Origin of the sequence: Bacteroides nordii, from assembly GCF_019930665.1 — a bacterium.
In the GTDB taxonomy this organism is placed as follows: domain Bacteria; phylum Bacteroidota; class Bacteroidia; order Bacteroidales; family Bacteroidaceae; genus Bacteroides; species Bacteroides nordii.
Genome location: NZ_CP082886.1, coordinates 4,645,189 through 4,665,859 on the forward strand (window position 1 = coordinate 4,645,189; position 20,671 = coordinate 4,665,859).

The window sequence follows — 20,671 nt, forward strand, 5'->3', positions numbered from 1 at the left end:
TATTTATTATCATTATTAAAATGAAACAGATAAACCAAACACATAGGTTTTCACCTGCGGATAAGAATCACCAGACGTTTCACGTACTTCCGGGTCATAAGCTCCAAAATATTTAGTAAATGTCAACAAATTATCGGCAGAAGCGTATACCCTTAAATTGGAAAGTCCCAAACTATTAATCCATTTTTTTGGAAAAGTATATCCCAATTGAACATTTTTCAACCGTAAATATGAAGCATCTTCCAGCCAATAGTCACTAAATAATAAATTATGAGTCTGAGCTTGATACAGTCTTGGATAAGCTGCATTCGGATTATTAGGTGTCCATCTATCCAAATGTTCTACTTTAGGTACAGAATAATCATTAATAAAACAATGACGAGCCTCATCTTTCAGATAACCATTCACTTTACCTACACCTTGTAGATAAAAACTAAAATCCCAACCTTTCCATTCCACAGCACCCTTGAAAGAATACGTATAATGAGGATAGGGATCCCCAAATACCACCTTATCATAATTGTCAATTACTCCATCCGGACTACCATTCGGACCACTAATATCTCTGTACTTAATATCACCTGGTTGTACTATACTTTCCGAAGCCTTAGGTATAGCAAAATTAGGATTAATATATCTTCCATCTGCATTTTGTCCACCAAAATCAGATATTTGTGCCAACCCATCAGTCAAATATCCATAAAAAGCATTGATAGGATCACCCACTCTTCTTATTTTATCCGCTAAAGTCGGCTCGCTCTTTCCTAAGTCAACAATTTTATTCTTTGCATCAGATATGTTAAATGACATACTATATTTCACTTCTCCGATTCTATCACGCCAAGAAATATCCCATTCCCAACCTTTATTTTCAATTTTACCCATATTCTCAAATGGTAAATTAGCTGTTCCCGTTACACCAACGATAGTAGGATAAATAGGTTTTACCAGAGCATTAATATTCTCTTTCTTAAACCAATCAAATGATGTAGTTAGACGGTTTTCAAAGAAGCTCAAATCAATACCGATATTCAACATCCGGATAGTTTCCCACTTAATATTCATATTTCCCAATTTTTTTTGAGCAAAACCAATATTATTAATGCCTCCAATAGGATAACTCTTTTCAATTCTTTCAATTGGAGTCAGATAAGGGTAATAATCACTACCAACATTTTGATTACCAAGTTCACCCCAAGAAGCTCTAAGTTTTCCTGATTTCAGAACAGAATCAGCAAATCTCATAAAATTCTCACGAGAAAAGTTCCATCCAACAGAAAATGAAGGGAAATATCCCCAACGATTATTCTTTGCAAATCGAGAAGTACCATCAATACGCATATTAGCTTCAAACAAATATTTCTCATTATAAGCATAATTAATACGCCCAAAATAAGAACGTAATGCCCAAGAATCTTTACCACCGCCATTCGTGATATCTTCAGTTCCAGCATCTAATACATAAATATCATCTAAAAGAATATTTTTTCTACTACCATCTAAATCACTAAAATCATACCATTCCTGAGAAAAACCTAATAATGCACCAAATTCATGTAATTTGATACTCTTATTATAATTCAATGTTAATTGGAAGCTTTGAGTCAGAGCATCCTGATGTGCCTGATATACATAATTACGCAAATTTTTATTTTGAGGATCAGGTGTTCCGTCTGCATAATACTCTGGTAAAACCGGATTATACTCATCCGTCTCTCTAAAATAGTAATTAGCTGCATATTGCCCACCTAAATTTAAACCTTCTATAATTTTTAAATCAGCACCTATAATCGTATTTAGTGTTCGTGACTTCCTTTGTTCTGTACCACCATCATAAGCTATAGAAAGAGGATTTTTTACAGAACCATTTGACCAATTCTCTGAATCGACCCAATTTCCGTTTTCATCTTGCTGTTGCCACTTAACAGGTAATAAAGGAGAATTTCGTTGGGCTAACCTAAATACACCGGATGCACCTGAAAAACCCGAAGCACGGCGATAATAATCAACAAAACTAACAGTGCCATTCAATTTTAATCTATCAAAGACCTCTGTATTTACGCTAATTCGAGCATTATGTCTTTTGGAATCAAAAGCATCTCCTACCACTAGACCATCTTGGTTTAAATATCCGTAAGACATAAAATAACCACTTTTCTCACTACCACCTCTAACACTTAAAGAATGGCTTGTTTGCAAACTACTCTTTTTGAATATTTCACCAATCCAATCCGTATTCGAATATTCATTAGGATAATTTCCTGAATCATATTTTGAAAATGCTTCATCATTATAAGGTTTTGAAAATCCCGCTGCAGCCATCGCCTCATTAGACAACTCCATATACTGCCTACCATTAACCAATTCAGGAAGTGCCGTCGGAGTTTGTAAACCGATATAGCCAGAATAAGTCAATGTCGCTTTTTCTTTCTGCTTACCTTTCTTTGTTGTAATCAAGATAACGCCATTTGCTGCACGTGCACCATAAATAGAAGCAGAAGCAGCATCTTTAAGTACTGAAACACTCTCAATATCACCTGGATTCAGAAGATTCATATCACCACCAGCCACACCATCTATTAATATAAGAGGAGAAGTACTACTGTTAATAGTATTCACACCACGTATCTTAATATCAGGAACAGCTCCCGGTTGACCAGATGAAGAAGTAATTGTAACACCAGGCAAAAGTCCTTGTAAACCTGTACTTACATTTGAGATTGGCCTGTTTTCTAAAACATCTCCTTTCACCATAGATACAGCACCTGTCAGATTTACTTTCTTCTGCACTCCATAACCAACCACAACTACATCATTCAATTGAATTGCACTTTCCACTAAAGTCACATCCAGCTTTCCTGGTTGGCGAACAACTTGTTTTACCTCTGTGTAACCTATAAAAGAGAAAAGTAACGTACTTCCTTCATCTACTTTCAACGAATAATTTCCGTCAATATCAGTAATTGTACCCGTAGAAGTACCTACAACTGATATTGTAGCACCTACAATCGGCTCTCCTGTCATTTTATCAACGACTTGTCCATTTACTGATACTTCTTTCTTTTTATCAGAAGAAGTATCTTCCTTTTTTTGTTCATTTTTATTATACAACAGAATACTATTATCCAAAAAACGGAAACCAATATTCATTCCTTTCAATAAAGAAGAAAGGGCATCCTCTAATTTCACATTTTGAACTTTCAAAGAAACCTTCTTATTGGTATCAACAAACTCTTTGCTATAAGCTACATTCATTTCAGCCTGCTTACTGATCTGTTCCATAGCCTGTTTGAGAGACAAATTACGAATATTCACAGAAATTTTCTGTTGCTGAGGGTAAGCTATGAGCGGAAAAATAAGACATAATCCGCACACCATACACCATTTTCGGATGTATGAAAACAAGTGATTTTCATTCATAAAATTAGAAATTGATAAAGTTACTAGATTAATTATTTTTTACCTCACTTCATAGATATCTTCTGAAATTTTATTAAATTTAATTGGAGTTATCGAAGCCATTGTCTCCAGAATGTTTCCAAGATCATTGGCTTTACAAACAAAATTATATGTGAACGTGGTTATCTTAGTCCCACGGATATCAAAATTAACATCAAACTGCCTTGAAAGTACTGCCAGCACTTCTTCCAAAGGGGTATTTCGAAAGACCAACCTATTCTCTTTCCATCCGGAAGCATCTTTATAAAACTCATTTGTCCGAATTTTACAGAGTGAACTACCTTTTTCATAAACAGCTGTTTGTCCCGGGCGCATCTCATACAATGGAGATTTAGAACCATAATGTCCTATCATAATCTTTCCTTCATCAAGTGTGGTGGTTATTTTTTTGTCAGAAGGATAAGCAGATACATTAAAACTGGTTCCAGTCACTTTTATCTTCATCTCATCCGCCTGTACCATGAAGGGATTATCCGGATTCTTTTTTACCTCAAAATAAGCTTCACCAACCAAGGAAACCTGACGTTCTTTCCCCGTAAATTGTTCCGGATAAACCAGCTTTGAATCAGCATTCAACCACACGCGGCTACCGTCAGGCAAGAGCACAATCAACTTTTCTCCTTTGGAAGCACATATCTCCTGATATTCAGGAGTACACTCTTCCATTATTATATAGGTAAAGTAACTGATATTGAAAAGGAGTAAAACGATGGCACACGCCCACCTGAAAGCTGGCCAAAACGCTCTCTTCTTTCTTTTATCTACTTCATCAAGTATATTCTGATAGACTTTATATTCATCAAACTCCGGCATCTCACGCCCGCCCATAGCCAAAGGTTCATTCCTTAGCAAACAATCAATATCGCTGTCTATATGTTCAGCAATATAATTAATGATTTCCGGAGCTGTATTTTTATGTTTATTCAAACGCATGTTTTTACTGATCTTTATATATAGTACACAAAGAGGATAGAAAAGTATTATATAAAATCATTGATTTTAAAAAAAGATTTTAAGAAAGATAAAAAAGAATGCCCGTTGGACTATCCGAAAGTTACATTAACAGCATAATTGCACGCTCACGAACCAACTTTTTAATTTGTTTCAAAGACTGGCTATATTGAAATTTAATGGTATTTATAGACAGATTTAATCTGTTTGCAATCTCCTGATTAGAATACTTCCCGGATATTTTCATAGAAAAAATCTTTTTCCTTTGAGGAGACAATTGTTCTACGGCACTACGTATCATTTCAACTTGCTCCTGGTCAAATTCCTGAGAATCTGTATCCTCTCCATCCAGATAATTGAGAATTTCCAAACAATCATCCAATACAAAAATATTACTTTTTGAATCCCGCAGAATATTCAATAGATCGTTCTTCAAAACAGTAAATAAAAAACGATTAATAGGACGACCCTCTTCCAGTTCTTCACGTTTTATCCAGATTTTCATAAACAAATTCTGTACAGCATCCTCAGCCAACTCTTTACTGCACAGGTATTTAAAAGACAGTGCAAAAGCTTGTGCACCATACTTTTTATAAAGAGTGGTGAAAGCAAGTTGATTTCCTTTTTTTAGTTGCTGAACGAGTAAAATGTCATCCATAATAATTCCCGATACACGATATGGGTGCAATATTCGCAAAAATATATGAGAAATACAAAACATTTGCTAGCAATCTTGTCAATAGATCGGAAAAGAAAAAAATAAGGACAGATGTGTTACATATTAATTAAAGAAAAGAGAAAAAAGTACAGAAACAGTGCACTTCTTACACAAAAAAGTACACAAGAGATAATTACATAAAGCGATATGCATAACAACAGACATCACGTCATGCAGCAAAACAAGCCAGTGTCCACCCGATAGAAACTTCCGGTTAATTTTGTGATAAACCTGTATACTCGCAATCCCTTTTAATTATTCCACCCCTTGTCCGAAGTCTTCTTCGAACTCTTCTTCAGCCTCTTTTACTAAAGTTTCTGCTCGTAATGCACTTTTCGGAAAATACTTCGACAAGGGATAACGGAAGAATTTCATCTTGCCGACACGGTTGGTGAATCTGCGGTCGGCCACAAAGTACACTCTGGACAAGCGCACCTCATGAGGAAGTACGTCCTCAGGATGCTCAAAACCGTCACTCGTAACAGCTGCATGAAACGAACCGAGTCCACGAATAGTGACCGACTCTCCGCTTTTCAATATTTCCTCCATCACCTTAGGAAGATCGGTAAGTATACTCAATACATCACCTTTACTCCTGCCACTTTGCGAAGAAAGCATATCTGCCAGGTCATTTTCATTCTTACCCCCACGCTTCTGGAGCTTCTTCTGTACAGCGTAATAGAGTTCCTTAAATCCCTCTACTGTGCTGAATCTTTTCTTTCTTACCAAATAAATCAATCCCATAGTCTTTCGTATTAAACGTTGTAATCAAACGTATTAAAGGTTATAACAAAACGATGTACGACATGTACATCTCGTGCAGTATGACATGTACATCTCGTACAGCACGACATGTGCATGTCGGCATGTCCCAGATGTGCATGTCGTACAATGCTTCCTACAAAGATAACGAATATATCCCGATAACAAAAGAAAGTTTCAGTTATTTCTTCCAAAAGTACACACCGGACAGTACAACTCACATATAACCCTTTTTTAAGACGTTATCACCTGTATTTTTAAAAGAATAGTTATCTTTGCAGACATATTATAAACAGAACGTACTGTTCACAGGCATTGATAATAAATATAATAACGAAATAGATAAATGGCATTGCAATGTGGTATTGTCGGACTTCCCAACGTAGGAAAGTCGACACTTTTCAACTGTTTGTCGAACGCGAAAGCACAAGCGGCAAACTTCCCTTTTTGTACAATAGAACCGAATGTAGGTGTAATCACTGTTCCGGACGAACGTTTGAATAAACTGGCAGAACTGGTACATCCACAACGAATTGTACCTACTACCGTAGAAATTGTAGATATCGCCGGACTGGTAAAAGGTGCCAGTAAAGGTGAAGGATTAGGTAATAAGTTTCTCGCAAACATTCGTGAAACAGATGCCATCCTGCATGTACTTCGTTGCTTTGATGATGATAATGTAACACATGTAGACGGAAGTGTAAATCCTGTGCGTGACAAAGAGATTATTGACTATGAACTACAGTTGAAAGACCTCGACACAATTGACGCACGTATACAGAAAGTACAAAAGCAAGCACAAACAGGAGGTGATAAGACTGCCAAACAGACTTATGACATTCTCGTTAAATACAAAGAAGCATTGGAGCAGGGAAAATCGGCCCGCACTGTAAAGTTTGAAACCAAAGACGAACAGAAAATTGCCCGTGAACTCTTTCTGCTTACCAGCAAACCGGTAATGTATGTTTGCAACGTGGACGAAGCAAGCGCCGTAAACGGAAACAAATATGTAGACATGGTTCGCGAAGCAGTAAAAGATGAAGATGCAGAAATTCTTATTGTTGCTGCCAAAACAGAATCGGATATTGCCGAACTGGAGACTTACGAAGACCGCCAGATGTTCCTTGCCGAAGTAGGACTGGAAGAATCAGGGGTAGCCCGGCTTATCAAATCGGCTTATAAATTATTGAATCTGGAAACTTATTTTACAGCCGGTGTACAGGAAGTACGTGCCTGGACTTATGAAAAAGGCTGGAAAGCACCCCAGTGTGCGGGAGTAATCCATACCGACTTTGAAAAAGGATTTATCCGTGCAGAGGTTATCAAATATGATGATTTTATCCGGTATGGCTCAGAAGCTGCCGTGAAAGAAGCCGGTAAATTGGGTGTGGAAGGAAAAGAATATGTAGTACAGGACGGAGATATCATGCATTTCCGTTTTAACGTATAAAGAATGAATTATCTTATAGCAGGAACCGGAGGTGTGGGAGGCAGTATTGCTGCCTTCCTTGCACTGAACGGAAAGGATGCTACCTGTATAGCCCGTGGGGCGCACCTGGAAGCTATACAGAACAATGGGTTGACACTAAAGTCAGATCTGAAAGGCAATCATACCATTCCAGTGAAAGCTTGCACAGCAGAAGAGTATACTGGAAAAGCAGACGTAATATTCGTTTGTGTCAAAGGCTATTCTGTCGACTCTATCACAGATCTGATAAAACGGGCTTCTCATGAACAAACAATCGTAATTCCCATACTCAATGTTTACGGTACAGGTCCACGTATTCAGCGCCTTGTTCCGGGCGTAACCGTTCTGGATGGTTGTATTTACATTGTAGGGTTCGTATCCGCCCCGGGAGAAATCACTCAGATGGGAACCATTTTCCGTTTGGTATATGGAGCGCATAAAGGCACAAACGTACCCGCCGGACTGCTTGAAGCCGTACGTGACGATCTGGTAGAAAGCGGAATAAAAGTAGATCTGTCACCGGATATCCAACGGGATACATTTGTCAAGTGGTCCTTTATCTCGGCCATGGCTGTCACTGGGGCTTATTTCAATGTTCCCATGGGCGAAGTGCAAAAGCCGGGTAAAATACGTGATACTTTCATAGGCCTGTCTACCGAAAGTGCCATGTTAGGAAAGAAACTCGGTATCGAATTCTCCGAAGACCCCGTTACCTACAATCTCAAAGTAATTGATAAACTCGACCCACAAAGTACCGCATCCATGCAGAAAGATATGGAGAAAGGACATCAATCCGAAATACAAGGGTTGCTTTTTGACATGATAACAGCTGCCGAAGAACAGGGAATAGAAGTGCCTACCTATCAGGAAGTAGCCAAGAAATTCAGAATATAAAATTAAACTCAATCATTATGAATACCATTTTATTATCGATCAACTGGAACCCGAACCCCGAATTGTTCAACCTCTTCGGACTTCCCGTTCGCTATTACGGACTATTGTGGGCCGTTGGTATCTTTCTGGCCTATGTGATAGTTCACTATCAGTTCCGGGATAAAAAGATAAGTGAAAAGAAATTTGAGCCCCTGTTTTTCTATTGCTTCTTTGGTATTCTGATTGGAGCCCGACTGGGACATTGTATATTTTATGATCCTCAGACCTATCTCACCAGTTTCCGGGGATTCTGGGAAATGATACTTCCTATCAGATTCCTGCCCGACGGAGGTTGGAAATTCACAGGTTATGAAGGGCTTGCCAGCCACGGTGGAACGTTAGGACTGATGATTGCCCTCTGGCTCTATTGCCGTAAAATGAAAATGCATTATATGGATGTAGTAGATATGATTGCTGTAGCTACTCCCATCACTGCCTGCTGTATCCGCCTGGCCAACCTGATGAACTCTGAAATCATTGGTAAACCGACCGATGTACCCTGGGCTTTCGTTTTTGAGCGTACAGATATGCTTCCACGCCATCCGGCACAACTTTACGAAGCTATCGCTTATTTCCTGCTTTTCCTGGTGATGATCTATCTTTATAAGTTCTATAACAAAAAGCTACACCGCGGCTTCTTTTTCGGACTCTGTCTGACAGCTATCTTTGTATTCCGCTTCTTCGTTGAGTTCTTAAAAGAAAATCAGGTTAGCTTTGAAGACAATATGAGCCTCAACATGGGGCAATGGCTGAGTATCCCATTTGTGATCATCGGCCTCTATTTCATGTTCTTTTATGACAGGAAATCCATCAAAAAATGAAGCATATCATAGACATAGAAACCTGGGAACGGAAAAGTAATTATGAGTTTTTCAAAAGTTTTCAGAACCCCACTATTTCCATTACCTCAGAAGTAGAGTGCGGAGGAGCCAAAGCCCGTGCCAAAGCCGCAGGACAATCATTCTTCCTCCACTATCTCTACGCCGTGTTGCGTGCCGTGAATGAAATACCGGAGTTTCGCTTTCGCATAGATGCAAAAGGCAATGTAGTCTATTTCGACAACGTAGATATGTTGACCCCTATAAAAGTAAAAGAAAACGGACGTTTCTTCACCATCCGTCTGTCATGGAACAAAGATTTCAATGCCTTTTATGCGGAAGCCAAATTGGCCATAGATGCCATCAACCCTGATGGAGACCCGTATGACATGGAAAAAGTGGGTGGCAAAGACCTGCTTGATGTTATATTGTTAAGTGCTACTCCCGACTTATATTTCACCTCACTGACCTGTACACAAGAACATCGTCATGGTAGTAATTACCCTTTGATGAATGCAGGAAAAGCAATATTAAAAGAGGGTAAATTAGTAATGCCAATTGCAATGACTATTCACCATGGGTTTATAGACGGACATCATCTTTCACTGTTTTATAAGAAAGTGGAAGATTTCTTGAGATGAAGCCTGGCTTCTCAACAGGCATTTACGAACACAAGAAAAGCTATAGGTTAATGTTATATCCGTATATTAAACAAACTTGTTTATGGCAGATAATTATATAGAAAAACAACGCGAAGAGTACGAAGCAAGAAAAGCTGCCTGGGAGAAAGCCCGGAAATATGGTAAACCAGCAATCAGTCAACAGAATAAATCAGTCCCACCCATCACGGAAAAGAAAAAACGGGTATTCGTAACCGGAGGAGCTGAAGGAATAGGTAAAGCCATCGTACAGGCATTTTGCAATGCAGGTTACCGCGTAGCATTTTGCGATAAGAACGAAACGGCAGGACAACAACTGGCCAAAGAAACCGGAACCGTATTTTACCAAGTCGACGTAAGCGATCAGGAATCCCTTGAGCGTTGCATGCAACGTATCTTCCTGGTTTGGGGTGATATCGATATAATTGTCAATAATGCAGGTGTCAGCAAATTCTCTCCCATTACCGAAACAAGTATAGACGATTTTGATAATATCCTTTCTGTAAACCTGCGTCCGGCATTCATCACTTCCCGGCTGCTGGCTATCCATCGTAAATCGCAACCTTCCCGCAACCCGTTCGGAAGAATTATCAATATCTGTTCAACCCGCTACCTGATGAGCGAGCCCGGAAGTGAAGGATATGCAGCCTCCAAAGGTGGTATTTACTCATTGACCCACGCATTGGCAGTTTCACTTTCCGAATGGCACATTACTGTCAACTCCATTGCACCGGGCTGGATACAGAATCATGACTATGAACAACTCCGGACGGAAGATCATACACAACACCCTTCGGGGAGAGTAGGGAAACCGGAGGATATCGCCCGAATGTGCCTGTTCCTCAGCCAGGAGGAGAACGATTTTATCAATGGCGAAAACATTACTATCGACGGGGGAATGACGAAAAAGATGATTTATGTTGAATAAATGCAGTCGCCATACCATGGCTCAATAAAGTGCCATCCATTCTGGAACCCCGGTTCAGTGCCATTGCTTCCATATTAGTTGGAGCGATTATCTCCCTCTCACTATCTTCTTTATATCACTCAGCTTGTTGAGTGCCTCAATCGGAGTAAGGTTATTCACATCCAGATTGAGTATCTCATCTCTGATTTGGCACAATATAGGGTCGTCCAACTGGAAGAAACTCAACTGCATTCCTCCCCTGTTCTCACTTACCTCACCTAATGGTTTACCGGAAATGCCTTGCTGACGATTGTCCGATTCAAGCTGCTTCAGAATTTCATTGGCACGCTTCACAATACTTTTCGGCATACCTGCCATCTTAGCTACATGAATACCGAAGGAATGCTCGCTACCACCACGTTCCAGTTTACGAAGAAAAATAACTCTATTGTCAACCTCTTTCACCGATACATTATAATTCTTTATCCGCTTGAAAGATTTCTCCATCTCATTCAGTTCATGATAGTGCGTAGCAAAAAGAGTACGTGCTTTTGCTTTAGGATGCTCATGAATATACTCTACAATGGCCCAGGCTATCGAAATACCATCATAGGTAGAGGTTCCACGCCCCAACTCATCAAACAGTACAAGACTTCTCGAAGAAACGTTATTCAGAATATCCGCCGCCTCATTCATCTCTACCATAAACGTAGATTCGCCAACGGAGATATTATCACTGGCTCCCACCCGGGTGAAAATCTTATCTACCAATCCGATGTGAGCACTTTCGGCAGGAACAAAAGAACCGATTTGAGCCAGCAAAGTTATTAATGCCGTCTGACGCAAAAGAGCAGATTTACCGGCCATATTGGGACCCGTAATAATAATAATCTGCTGCGTTGTGCTATCCAGCATCACATCATTGGCAATGTATTTCTCACCTATCGGAAGCTGCTTCTCAATCACCGGATGACGCCCCTGACGGATATCCAGTACGTCATTGTCTTCAATTACCGGGCGAATATAGTTATTCTCACGTGCTACATTGGCAAATGCCAATAAACAGTCGATACGCGCTACCTGATTGGCGTTAATCTGGATGGCAGGAATAAATTCACTCAAAGCTTGTACCAGCTCCGTATAAAGCCGGGTCTCAAGCACCAGAATCTTATCTTCTGCCCCAAGTATTTTCTCTTCGTACTCTTTTAACTCCTGAGTGATGTAACGCTCCGCATTGACCAGCGTCTGTTTGCGAATCCACTCCTGAGGTACTTTATCTTTGTGTACATTGCGTACCTCTATATAGTAACCAAATACACTATTATAAGCAATCTTCAGACTTGGAATCCCTGTCTGTTCACTTTCACGTTGCTGTATCTTCAAAAGGTAATCTTTGCCCGAATAGGCTATTTGTCTCAGTTCGTCCAACTCGGCATTTACCCCACTTTGAATCACGCCTCCTTTGTTTATCAATAAAGGAGGATCATTGTTGATTTCCTTACTTATCCGGTCACGTATAGAAATACAGAGATTCAACTGCTCTCCTATCCGGTTCAGACTGGCATTATCTGCCTGCAGGCAAGCTTCTTTTATAGGCTCGATAGCCTGCAAAGCTATTTTTAACTGTACTACTTCGCGCGGTGACACACGTCCTACCGCCACTTTCGAAATAATACGCTCCAAATCTCCTATCAGATGCAGCTGCTCCTCAATCAGTTCTTTAAATTCCGGTTCGCGAAAGAAATACTCCACTACATTCAAGCGGTCGTTAATCGGCTTTTCATCCTTCAATGGAAATACCATCCAGCGCTTCAGCAAACGGGCTCCCATCGGACTAATCGTTTTATCAATGACATTGAGCAAACTGCTGCCGCCATCATTCATACTGCCGATAAGCTCGAGACTACGTACGGTAAATTTGTCCATACGCACATACTTATCTTCTTCAATGCGGGCCAGCGAGGTAATATGACCAATCTGTGTATGCTGTGTCATATCTAAATATTGCAGGATAGCACCCGAAGCAATTGTACCATTCTTCAGATGTTCCACACCAAAACCTTTCAGATTTTTCGTCTCAAAATGTTTCAGCAGTTTCTCACGGGAAGTCGTTTCGGTAAAAACCCAGTCGTCCAGTTCGAAAGTGAAGAATTTACTTCCAAAGTTACCCTCGAACATACCACGTTTGCCGCGTTCAAAGAGTACTTCTTTGGGACCAAAATTATTGAGCAGCTTATCCACATAATCGAAAGGTCCCTCTGCCGTCAGGAATTCACCGGTAGAGATATCAAGAAAGGCAATACCACAGGCTGATTTGCCAAAATGCACTGCGGCAAGGAAATTATTTTCTTTATAGTTGAGAATATTATCATTGATAGACACACCCGGAGTAACCAGTTCTGTAATGCCGCGTTTCACCAGTTTCTTCGTCATCTTCGGATCTTCCAACTGATCACAGATAGCTACACGTTTACCGGCACGAACCAGTTTTGGTAAATAGGTATCCAGCGCATGATGAGGAAAACCGGCCATCTCAATAGTCTTTCCTTTTCCATTGGCGCGTTTAGTCAGGGTAATTCCCAGTATCTCAGCTGCAATAATTGCATCTGTTGAATAAGTTTCGTAGAAGTCCCCGCATCGAAACAGCATCACCGCGTCCGGGTGTTTTGCTTTCAGGTCAAGGAACTGTTTCATCATAGGGGTTAGTTCAATATCGTTGCTCACAGGTAGTCTCCTCTTCTTTTTTAATTCAGTAATCAGTGGGCAAAGATACTGATTTCCCACTAATCTACCATCCCGTCAACACCAAGATTTATTTGGTTATCTTATAGTAAAAAAGTCTTTAAACAAGCTCCTGAATTATTAACAACCCGCACAATATTCTTAAAACGTGTTATAAAACATACTATTTTTCTTGGATTATTTGCAGATACCGCCAAAAGCCGTACATTTGCAATGTGTTTTTCATAGTATTAGATTTAAGGTTAACAAAGGTTGGAGCAAGGCGTTGCTCCTTTTTTTATGTCCGTACCTTTTCTTTATCTCATTTTACACTTGCCAAAAGGCGAACAGCATTACCGTCATTCAGTGCATAAGTGCTCTTTTCCATATTCTTATCGAAAGTACGACTTCCGGCATTCCAAAGAGCATAATTCATTTCAACCTCATTGGTATTGTAAGTGATATCAAGTTTGAAATAAGGAGTCCAAGCCTCTTTCACGCTATCCCATTTTGCAGCTTCTTTACAAACTACACGGTTTTCATTGTCATAAGTATAAGTGTAGCGAAGATGACGGAACAGATAGCCGGATTCATTTTTAAAGATAGTCTTAGCTACCAGTAATTCACCATTCATCTCATCATTTTTCACATAGTCAACAGGATTACCTGCATTAGCACTCATTACACTTGCCATTAACACTGCTACCATTACCACTGCTTTGAAAAATACATTTGCTTTCATAATCGTTATTTTTTTATTGTTATTATTCTTTGGATCTGCGACTGCTGTTTTTTTCTCAACCGCCTTCGCATATAGATAGTCAATAGCCGTGCCAAAGGTATAATAACCTGATTATCAACGATTATAAAAATAAGACATGCGTTCATTTTCGAACAGATGTCCGCTCAAAAACGGACATAATCACATCACTTCGTTCTTTCACTTAAATGTAATGACCGTTTCTCCATCAGCTTTGCACATAATGAATACTTTCCTCCTGTAAGTAGGTTCATCCGCAGAATAAATAAGTTTTCCATTTACTTTCCAGGATACTATATCACTGATATAATCACCATTTGCTTTACGTTTGCCCTGATATCTGTGTTGAAGAGCCATTTCATAAGGCTTGCCCTTGAAGTATACATAAAAGGTAAAATCACTGTACCGCGAATCGCCGTACGCATAAGTAAAGAAACTATTCAGATTTTCATCCTTATCCATTACTATATTATTTATCTCATTATTATACCAAAGTCCATCAGTTGTTGTAGCAAACTCAGTAGGAGGTGCCGGTGGTGTATCAAGCAGAGTCTTACTGGAAATGGGCAATGCAATCATATTAATAAGATCATGCCCTTCCTCATCAATAAAATAGAAACGTACAACATGACCGCTAAAAAAAGGTCTCCCATCTTTCATACTATCATACCAATGCTCTTCATCATCGTTGCATGACGCAAAACCAACTGCCAAAAGGAGGAGTAATACCAGTCCGGATAAATACTTTGTTTTCATAATTCCTTAGTTATTATAGTTCAGTCTTTTTATCTCCCAATCCACACAAAAATAAGAAATAATATCCAAGCAGTAACTTGAAGGAACAATCAATTTAATAAAAACACACAAAATAATAGATTACACTGTGTCGATGTACCTCCCCGTAGAAAAAATACTTTTTGTTAAAATACCCCTTCCGGAAAGCCTTCTTTTTTATAAATTTATAAATACAAATATTAAAGCATGTTATAAAACACACTTTTTTATTTGGATTATTTGCGAATACCACAAAAGGCCGTATCTTTGCAATGTGTTTTTCATAGTATTAGATTTAAGGTTAACAAAGGTTGGAGCAAGGCGTTGCTCCTTTTTTTATGTCTATACCTCAGATTACATCTTTTCCTCCTGTTTAAAAACTTACTTCTGAACGACTATAGCTCATCTATCCGAAGTTATCATAATAACAATTACAACGAATGGTCTTGATTGAAGCTTCCTGATTCTTAAATACGAAAGAAGTATATAAAGCACTGATTTTCAGCAGACTTAAATAACCTATTATTTATGATGCAAAAGTACGTACTTAAGTATGTGTTAAATGTACACTTTTATATAGCAAAAGTACGTACTCTTAGTATATAAAAGTACGTACTCTTGTCAGTACAAAAATTATAGTTAAGGAATACTGTTAATAATGTTAATGATCAGAGTCCGGTTGTTCACTCATTAAACCAGTCAATCTTCTTTGAAAAATACATTACGGAGGCAAGTATTACAAACAATCCCAAACTTCCGGCAAGCAAAGCAAAAGTCTCTAACTGGATAAGAATAAATATGTAAATGTACAGTACACTTAATAGTCCCGACATAATAAATGCCGGTTTCTTCTTTTTAATGATACCCAGCATATAACCTCCTACCAGGCCGATTGTCAATACTGCCGAAATCAGATAAGCCATATTAAACCCCACATGTTCGGATATAGATAACAACAAGCTATAGAATAAACAAAGCGCCAATCCTACCAACAGGTATTGCAAAACATGGATACGTGTCTTTTCCATCATCTCCGTAAAGAATATCACTGCAAACGTCAGTAGTATGATGAGAATAGCATATTTGGCAGAACGCATCGATTGTTGATATTGCTCGACGGGGACTTTCAGATTTACTCCGAAATTAGAATTTTCGATATCCTTAACACCCGCATTACGATAATCAATTATCACCTGTGAATAATTCCGGTTCAGATTCAACACCTGCCAGTGTGCAGAAAAACCTTCCTCAGTTACTTCTCTGCTATCCGGCAGATAATTACCGGTAAAACTTGGTGTACTCCAATTGGCTTTCAGATTTACCTTCGTTGTTTTCCCCAGTGGAGCAAAATTAATAGATTGCGAACCTTTCAGTTTAATCTTCATTTCATAGGGCAGTTTTTTATTCTCTTTCAAAGCAGAAAGATCCACCACAGCATGTACACCCACATTCTTAACTCCCCTGCCATCCATACCCGGTTCAAAGATGTAGACAGAATCGTTCAAAGTAATGCTGATCTGTTCACTGATTCCCCGCATATCGGTGAGATTGAAACAGACAGCCGCTTTCCGGAGATAAAGTACATCTATATCTACTCCGCTTTTACGAAGTTCTTCCGCACTGAAGGAACCTTTAAAAACTAACTCCGACTGATATACATTCACCTCATAAATTCCCCTTTTAAGAATTTCTGTACGAAGCTGCCCATCAATAAACAGCTCATCAGGAAGCAATATTATATTTCCATTGCTGATCTTCTGCTTTCCATTGTCTTCAGAGACAATCGGATATTGCAGATTAATATATGGGCCTGTAACAGTCTGTGCCAGACTCCACTTCTGGCTAACCTCGTCGATGGCATCTACCTGCGTCTGCCCACGCTCGGTAATCATACTTTCGATCATAACCATTGGTATCAGCAAAAGAAGAACCAATGCAGCAATAACCAGTACTTTAACAGTTTTGGAAAAACTCCGGGAGCTACTTGTATGCACCGGTTTTTCCACTTTGTTCAAATTTTCATTAAAATCGTCCATAGTAGAATAGTGTTTAGTAAATAATTAAGAAACTTTTTTTTGAATTCTATAAAATGCAAAATAGTTTCTAAGTCTAGTTTAGTTTTTGTATAATACTCCTTTTTTCTCCAAAAAGAAAAAACAAGTTGTGTAACGCCAAGCGTTCAGGTTGATTTCAATAAACTTTCCAATGCAGCAATGTGCTCTTTAAAAGCTTCCTTCCCCGGAGGTGTGGCCTGGAAAGAAGTTTTTGTTTTCCTACCCACAAAGGCTTTTTTACAGACAATATAGCCAAGTTCTTCCAGCGCACGGGTATGACTCGCCAAATTGCCGTCCGTCAGTGAAAGTAATTCTTTCAACGTATTAAAGTCAGACTCCTCATTGACCATCAAGACCGCCATAATACCTAACCGGACTTTGCTTTCAAACGCCTTATTTATATTCTGAAATCCTTCTAACATCAACTACTTGCTCCTTTCATATTGCAAATAAAACAATATACCGTACAATATATGAAGTCCTCCAAACCCAATGGTCCAGAACATGAGTGCATAACCCTCGAAAAAGCAGTCTACAACTCCTAAAAGAAGAAACCCATATCCCAGCCAGGCTACATTGGAATAAGTAAATTTAGAGACATTGACCAGAGAAAGCCCGTAAAACAGTAACATGACCGAAGAAATCACTCCATAATTCTCATGCAACAACAAAGCGATACAAAACAGTCCCCCTACAAGCAAGGGAAGCGAAAAGTTCCATAAAGTCCGGTATGTCAGTTTACTAAAAATCTTCTGTCCGGTTTTTCTCGCCTTATAGCAAGACAGTATACAAGCCGTAATAACCGAAGCTATCAGCACCAACGAAGCTACCAGTATCATCTCTGTCAGAGAAGCTTCCGATTTAAAGACCCGGGCGACTACATAAGCGCCAACCAATGAATAAGTACCAGCCATAACAGCTGTCATACCACTGAGAGATACAAATCTGGAGGACTTTTCCATCAACTCCTTTATCTCATTTACTGATTCTAATGCTTTATCTTTATTCATATAAAAAGTACTTTGCGCTACAAAGTAAAATAGAAATAATCAGAATACAAAGAGAATATCAGAAAAAAATATAAATAGTGACTTTTATCAGGGCCTACCTACACATCTGCCTTCTTATTAACCTTACAGATTTATTCACTGAATCAGGAATATACAATCTCCATAACGTTTCTAGAGATGTGGAATGAATTAAAAGTTTAAACCATTATTTATCTACATGAGGGTAATATTTCCCTTTTGCTGATTCTAATAATGTAGGATTCCATTTCACATCAGGAATAAAGGTCTGATTATTTACTACAGTACTCTGTACGCCATTTATATTTGTTTCAAGAGTTAAGGTAACAACCACTATAAAATGCGAAGTCAGATCAAATGTTCTATTAAAACCAAGCGATCCTCCCCCCAACGGAGCATCGGGAAGGTAAACTGCATAAGGGGCCGGCGTTCCATACGGAGGCAAAAGCTCTCCCGAAAAATTCTTATACATAATAGGTACTCTGCAAGATGATGTTATAGAATAAATATTTTTGTATAAATTATATGGAGAACTTATTTCAAATTCAAAATTATTTCCTAAGTCATTTCCCAATGCATGCCATACCGATACACCACTATCCTGATACACATCATAATTAAATTTATAACTTGTCACATATGGTAATAGTTCCGGATTGATAATTGTTTGTATATCAGCCCCATTCAAACCTTCTAACTCGTATATATATGAAAACTCATTTGATTCATCTTTCTCTTCATAGGTAGCTAATGGATGCAGATAAATAACAGTTTTTTTCACTGCTCCCCACGCGCCCAATGTCCCTACATTCTCTTTTGATATGGAGAAAGAGATCGGAGCCAACATTCCCGATTGCATACTGGTTATATTACCTTTCAATTTGACAGTTCCATTTGTCTTTAGCTGAACCTGTTGGGTTGTTTCTTTAGCAGAATTAAAACCTCCTATGAAAGAACCTAATAGTTTGCTTACTCCTGTTTTTACAATACCTTTTACTCCACCTTCAAGAAGTGAACCGATTTTTTTAAAAGCTCCGTCGGCAACCTGCTTCGCTACCCATTTCTCTGCCGCGCTTCCTCCCATTTTGGCAACACCTTCTACCGCTCCGCTCAATGGATTGGAATTTGTGATAGATATAATCAACCCACTCGTTTCTGATTCGAAATCACCTTCTAAAGTTATATTCGCAGTTGTCATAGATTCCGGAATAAACTGTAAACTTCCCGTCAAAAAATCAGGATCATAGGCTAACTCAAATTGAAAACAATTCCAGCCGACAGAATATCCCTTTGCAGAGTTGTTAGTAATGTTGCCGAGATAAAGATCGGATGGACTATCTTTTGTTGCGTCTCCCGCATAATCAGAAGCAAATGCCAATAAGGATTGAGGAGATTCAAAATGTATTTTCCAGATTGCCGTATTCTGAAGCTGCGCTACACTTTGTTCCAAATAGTAAAAAGCCTTCAATATTCCTGTAAATTTATTATGGAAAATAAGATAGTTTAATCCCCGTTCGCCATGGCCATTTACAGTATGAACAATCAAATCCCAACCATCCGTAACTTTAATGTCTTTACGAATTTCCTCCGGAATATCTGATGAACTAATCTCCGCCCAAGGAGGAGCTACTGATACTCCGGAAGCTAAAATAACAGTTTTCCAATTTTCCCAATCTGAAGCCATCGATTCGCTTCTTGTCATATTACCCAAATTGTTTTTCCTCGGATACGCAATTAATCCCGGTTCTTCTATCGGGCCCACAGGTGTTTCCAACAAAGAATCTTCGACACTACTACATGCACTAATCACAAAAGTAAATAATGCTATTCCAAACAGTTTTTTAATCATAAGTATTCATTTTTAGTTCTACAATTTTTATTTATTCAATGTATCCGTAGCCTTCTTGTTGAGTGCCAACTAACCATTTATAATCTTTCCATCTTTCAGTATTCCGTACATTCTCAGGTACTTTGCCTGACAATCTATTGAATTGTACGCTTGGGATATTATATTTGGCATCCAACCAACAATCCCATGGCAACACGGTTAAATCATTGTAATTCAGAGTAACTCCTCTATTTGGATTTTCTAAAAGAGTCAGTGGAACAGTGCCATAGAAGTGGTTATGGCTTAAATCTATCAACATAAGACCGGAAAGCTGCCCCAATTCCACAGGTATCTCTCCCGTCATACCGTTATTAATCAAATATAAACGCTTCAGTCTCTTAACTTCTCCTATTTCTTTGGGTATTTCACCTCCCAACGCTGTGGCAGTAACACTCAGAATCTCTAATTTCGTGAGGTTTGCAATAGTAGCTGGCAATCCTCCTACAATATTTCCATTCAAATATAAGATGCGTAGTTCTGCCAGCTGTCCGATGGTAGCTGGCAGACTTCCAACAGCAGAAGGAGAAATCTGAATATTTACGATACGATATTCCCCATTTATTTCTTCCGTCTTAACATCAGTCCAGGTATTATAATCACCTCGGTCCCAGGTTTTTCCCCAGTAGACTCCTCCTCCGGTTTTATCGTACACATCCAGCATTACCAGACTATCCGTTTTATTTAATAATATACGCGGTTCAACTTTCATCGGCTCCTCTTCCTTTGAGCAACTACTGAATATACATATAATCCCAAAGAACATGCATAAAA

Annotated in this window: 17 protein-coding genes; 5 read left to right on the forward strand and 12 right to left on the reverse strand. The window is 38.9% G+C overall.

The window, feature by feature from the left end; genetic code table 11:
* Positions 1-15 precede the first annotated feature (15 nt).
* From K8P02_RS18080 to K8P02_RS18095, 4 genes are all read right to left on the reverse strand, one after another.
* Positions 16-3,420 carry a TonB-dependent receptor gene (locus K8P02_RS18080; protein ID WP_025866828.1) on the reverse strand — a complete coding sequence of 1,135 codons (3,405 nt, stop codon included), beginning with the start codon at positions 3,418-3,420 and terminating at the stop codon, positions 16-18.
* A 39-nt stretch (positions 3,421-3,459) separates the two neighbouring features.
* Positions 3,460-4,386, reverse strand: a complete 927-nt coding sequence (locus K8P02_RS18085) for a FecR family protein (RefSeq protein ID WP_223381620.1) — start codon at positions 4,384-4,386, stop codon at positions 3,460-3,462.
* Between the two features lie 127 nt (positions 4,387-4,513).
* Entirely contained in the window at positions 4,514-5,068 is a 555-nt protein-coding gene (locus K8P02_RS18090) for an RNA polymerase sigma factor (RefSeq protein ID WP_081768111.1), read from the reverse strand.
* A gap of 315 nt (positions 5,069-5,383) precedes the next feature.
* Positions 5,384-5,872 carry an HU family DNA-binding protein gene (locus K8P02_RS18095; RefSeq protein WP_002558429.1) on the reverse strand — a complete coding sequence of 163 codons (489 nt, stop codon included), beginning with the start codon at positions 5,870-5,872 and terminating at the stop codon, positions 5,384-5,386.
* Positions 5,873-6,236: 364 nt separating this feature from the next.
* Between K8P02_RS18095 and ychF the strand changes: the two genes are divergently transcribed.
* From ychF to K8P02_RS18120, 5 genes are all read left to right on the forward strand, one after another.
* Positions 6,237-7,340 carry a redox-regulated ATPase YchF gene (gene ychF, locus K8P02_RS18100; protein ID WP_002558430.1) on the forward strand — a complete coding sequence of 368 codons (1,104 nt, stop codon included), beginning with the start codon at positions 6,237-6,239 and terminating at the stop codon, positions 7,338-7,340.
* Positions 7,341-7,343: 3 nt separating this feature from the next.
* Positions 7,344-8,252 (forward strand): ketopantoate reductase family protein, encoded by a 909-nt coding sequence (locus tag K8P02_RS18105; RefSeq protein ID WP_025866825.1) that lies wholly within the window; start codon positions 7,344-7,346, stop codon positions 8,250-8,252.
* Between the two features lie 17 nt (positions 8,253-8,269).
* Positions 8,270-9,112, forward strand: a complete 843-nt coding sequence (gene lgt, locus K8P02_RS18110) for a prolipoprotein diacylglyceryl transferase (protein WP_025866824.1) — start codon at positions 8,270-8,272, stop codon at positions 9,110-9,112.
* The gene (locus tag K8P02_RS18115) at positions 9,109-9,750 is read left to right on the forward strand and encodes a chloramphenicol acetyltransferase (protein WP_002558433.1); all 642 of its coding nucleotides are present in this window, start codon (positions 9,109-9,111) and stop codon (positions 9,748-9,750) included. Before lgt ends, K8P02_RS18115 begins: the two co-directional genes overlap by 4 nt.
* A gap of 82 nt (positions 9,751-9,832) precedes the next feature.
* Complete coding sequence (locus K8P02_RS18120; protein ID WP_007483023.1) at positions 9,833-10,696, forward strand: SDR family NAD(P)-dependent oxidoreductase; 864 nt, start codon at positions 9,833-9,835, stop codon at positions 10,694-10,696.
* Positions 10,697-10,783: 87 nt separating this feature from the next.
* On the opposite strand, the gene mutS is transcribed toward K8P02_RS18120, so the two are convergent.
* The 8 genes from mutS to K8P02_RS18160 all read right to left on the reverse strand — a co-directional run bounded on the left by mutS (position 10,784) and on the right by K8P02_RS18160 (position 20,609).
* Positions 10,784-13,399, reverse strand: a complete 2,616-nt coding sequence (mutS, locus tag K8P02_RS18125; RefSeq protein ID WP_223381622.1) for a DNA mismatch repair protein MutS — start codon at positions 13,397-13,399, stop codon at positions 10,784-10,786.
* 319 nt (positions 13,400-13,718) lie between these two features.
* Positions 13,719-14,138, reverse strand: coding sequence for a DUF3836 domain-containing protein (locus K8P02_RS18130; RefSeq protein ID WP_223381623.1), 420 nt, complete (start codon positions 14,136-14,138; stop codon positions 13,719-13,721).
* A 198-nt stretch (positions 14,139-14,336) separates the two neighbouring features.
* Complete coding sequence (locus K8P02_RS18135) at positions 14,337-14,912, reverse strand: hypothetical protein (RefSeq protein ID WP_007483027.1); 576 nt, start codon at positions 14,910-14,912, stop codon at positions 14,337-14,339.
* Between the two features lie 701 nt (positions 14,913-15,613).
* The gene (gene creD, locus K8P02_RS18140) at positions 15,614-16,966 is read right to left on the reverse strand and encodes a cell envelope integrity protein CreD (RefSeq protein WP_025868301.1); all 1,353 of its coding nucleotides are present in this window, start codon (positions 16,964-16,966) and stop codon (positions 15,614-15,616) included.
* 143 nt (positions 16,967-17,109) lie between these two features.
* A complete protein-coding gene (locus K8P02_RS18145) occupies positions 17,110-17,406 on the reverse strand; it encodes a winged helix-turn-helix domain-containing protein (RefSeq protein WP_002558440.1) in 297 nt (98 codons plus the stop codon).
* Positions 17,407-17,409: 3 nt separating this feature from the next.
* Positions 17,410-17,994, reverse strand: a complete 585-nt coding sequence (locus K8P02_RS18150) for a hypothetical protein (RefSeq protein ID WP_025868300.1) — start codon at positions 17,992-17,994, stop codon at positions 17,410-17,412.
* Between the two features lie 205 nt (positions 17,995-18,199).
* A complete protein-coding gene (locus tag K8P02_RS18155; protein ID WP_223381625.1) occupies positions 18,200-19,861 on the reverse strand; it encodes a hypothetical protein in 1,662 nt (553 codons plus the stop codon).
* Between the two features lie 31 nt (positions 19,862-19,892).
* Positions 19,893-20,609 (reverse strand): leucine-rich repeat domain-containing protein, encoded by a 717-nt coding sequence (locus tag K8P02_RS18160; protein ID WP_155921496.1) that lies wholly within the window; start codon positions 20,607-20,609, stop codon positions 19,893-19,895.
* Positions 20,610-20,671: the final 62 nt, after the last annotated feature.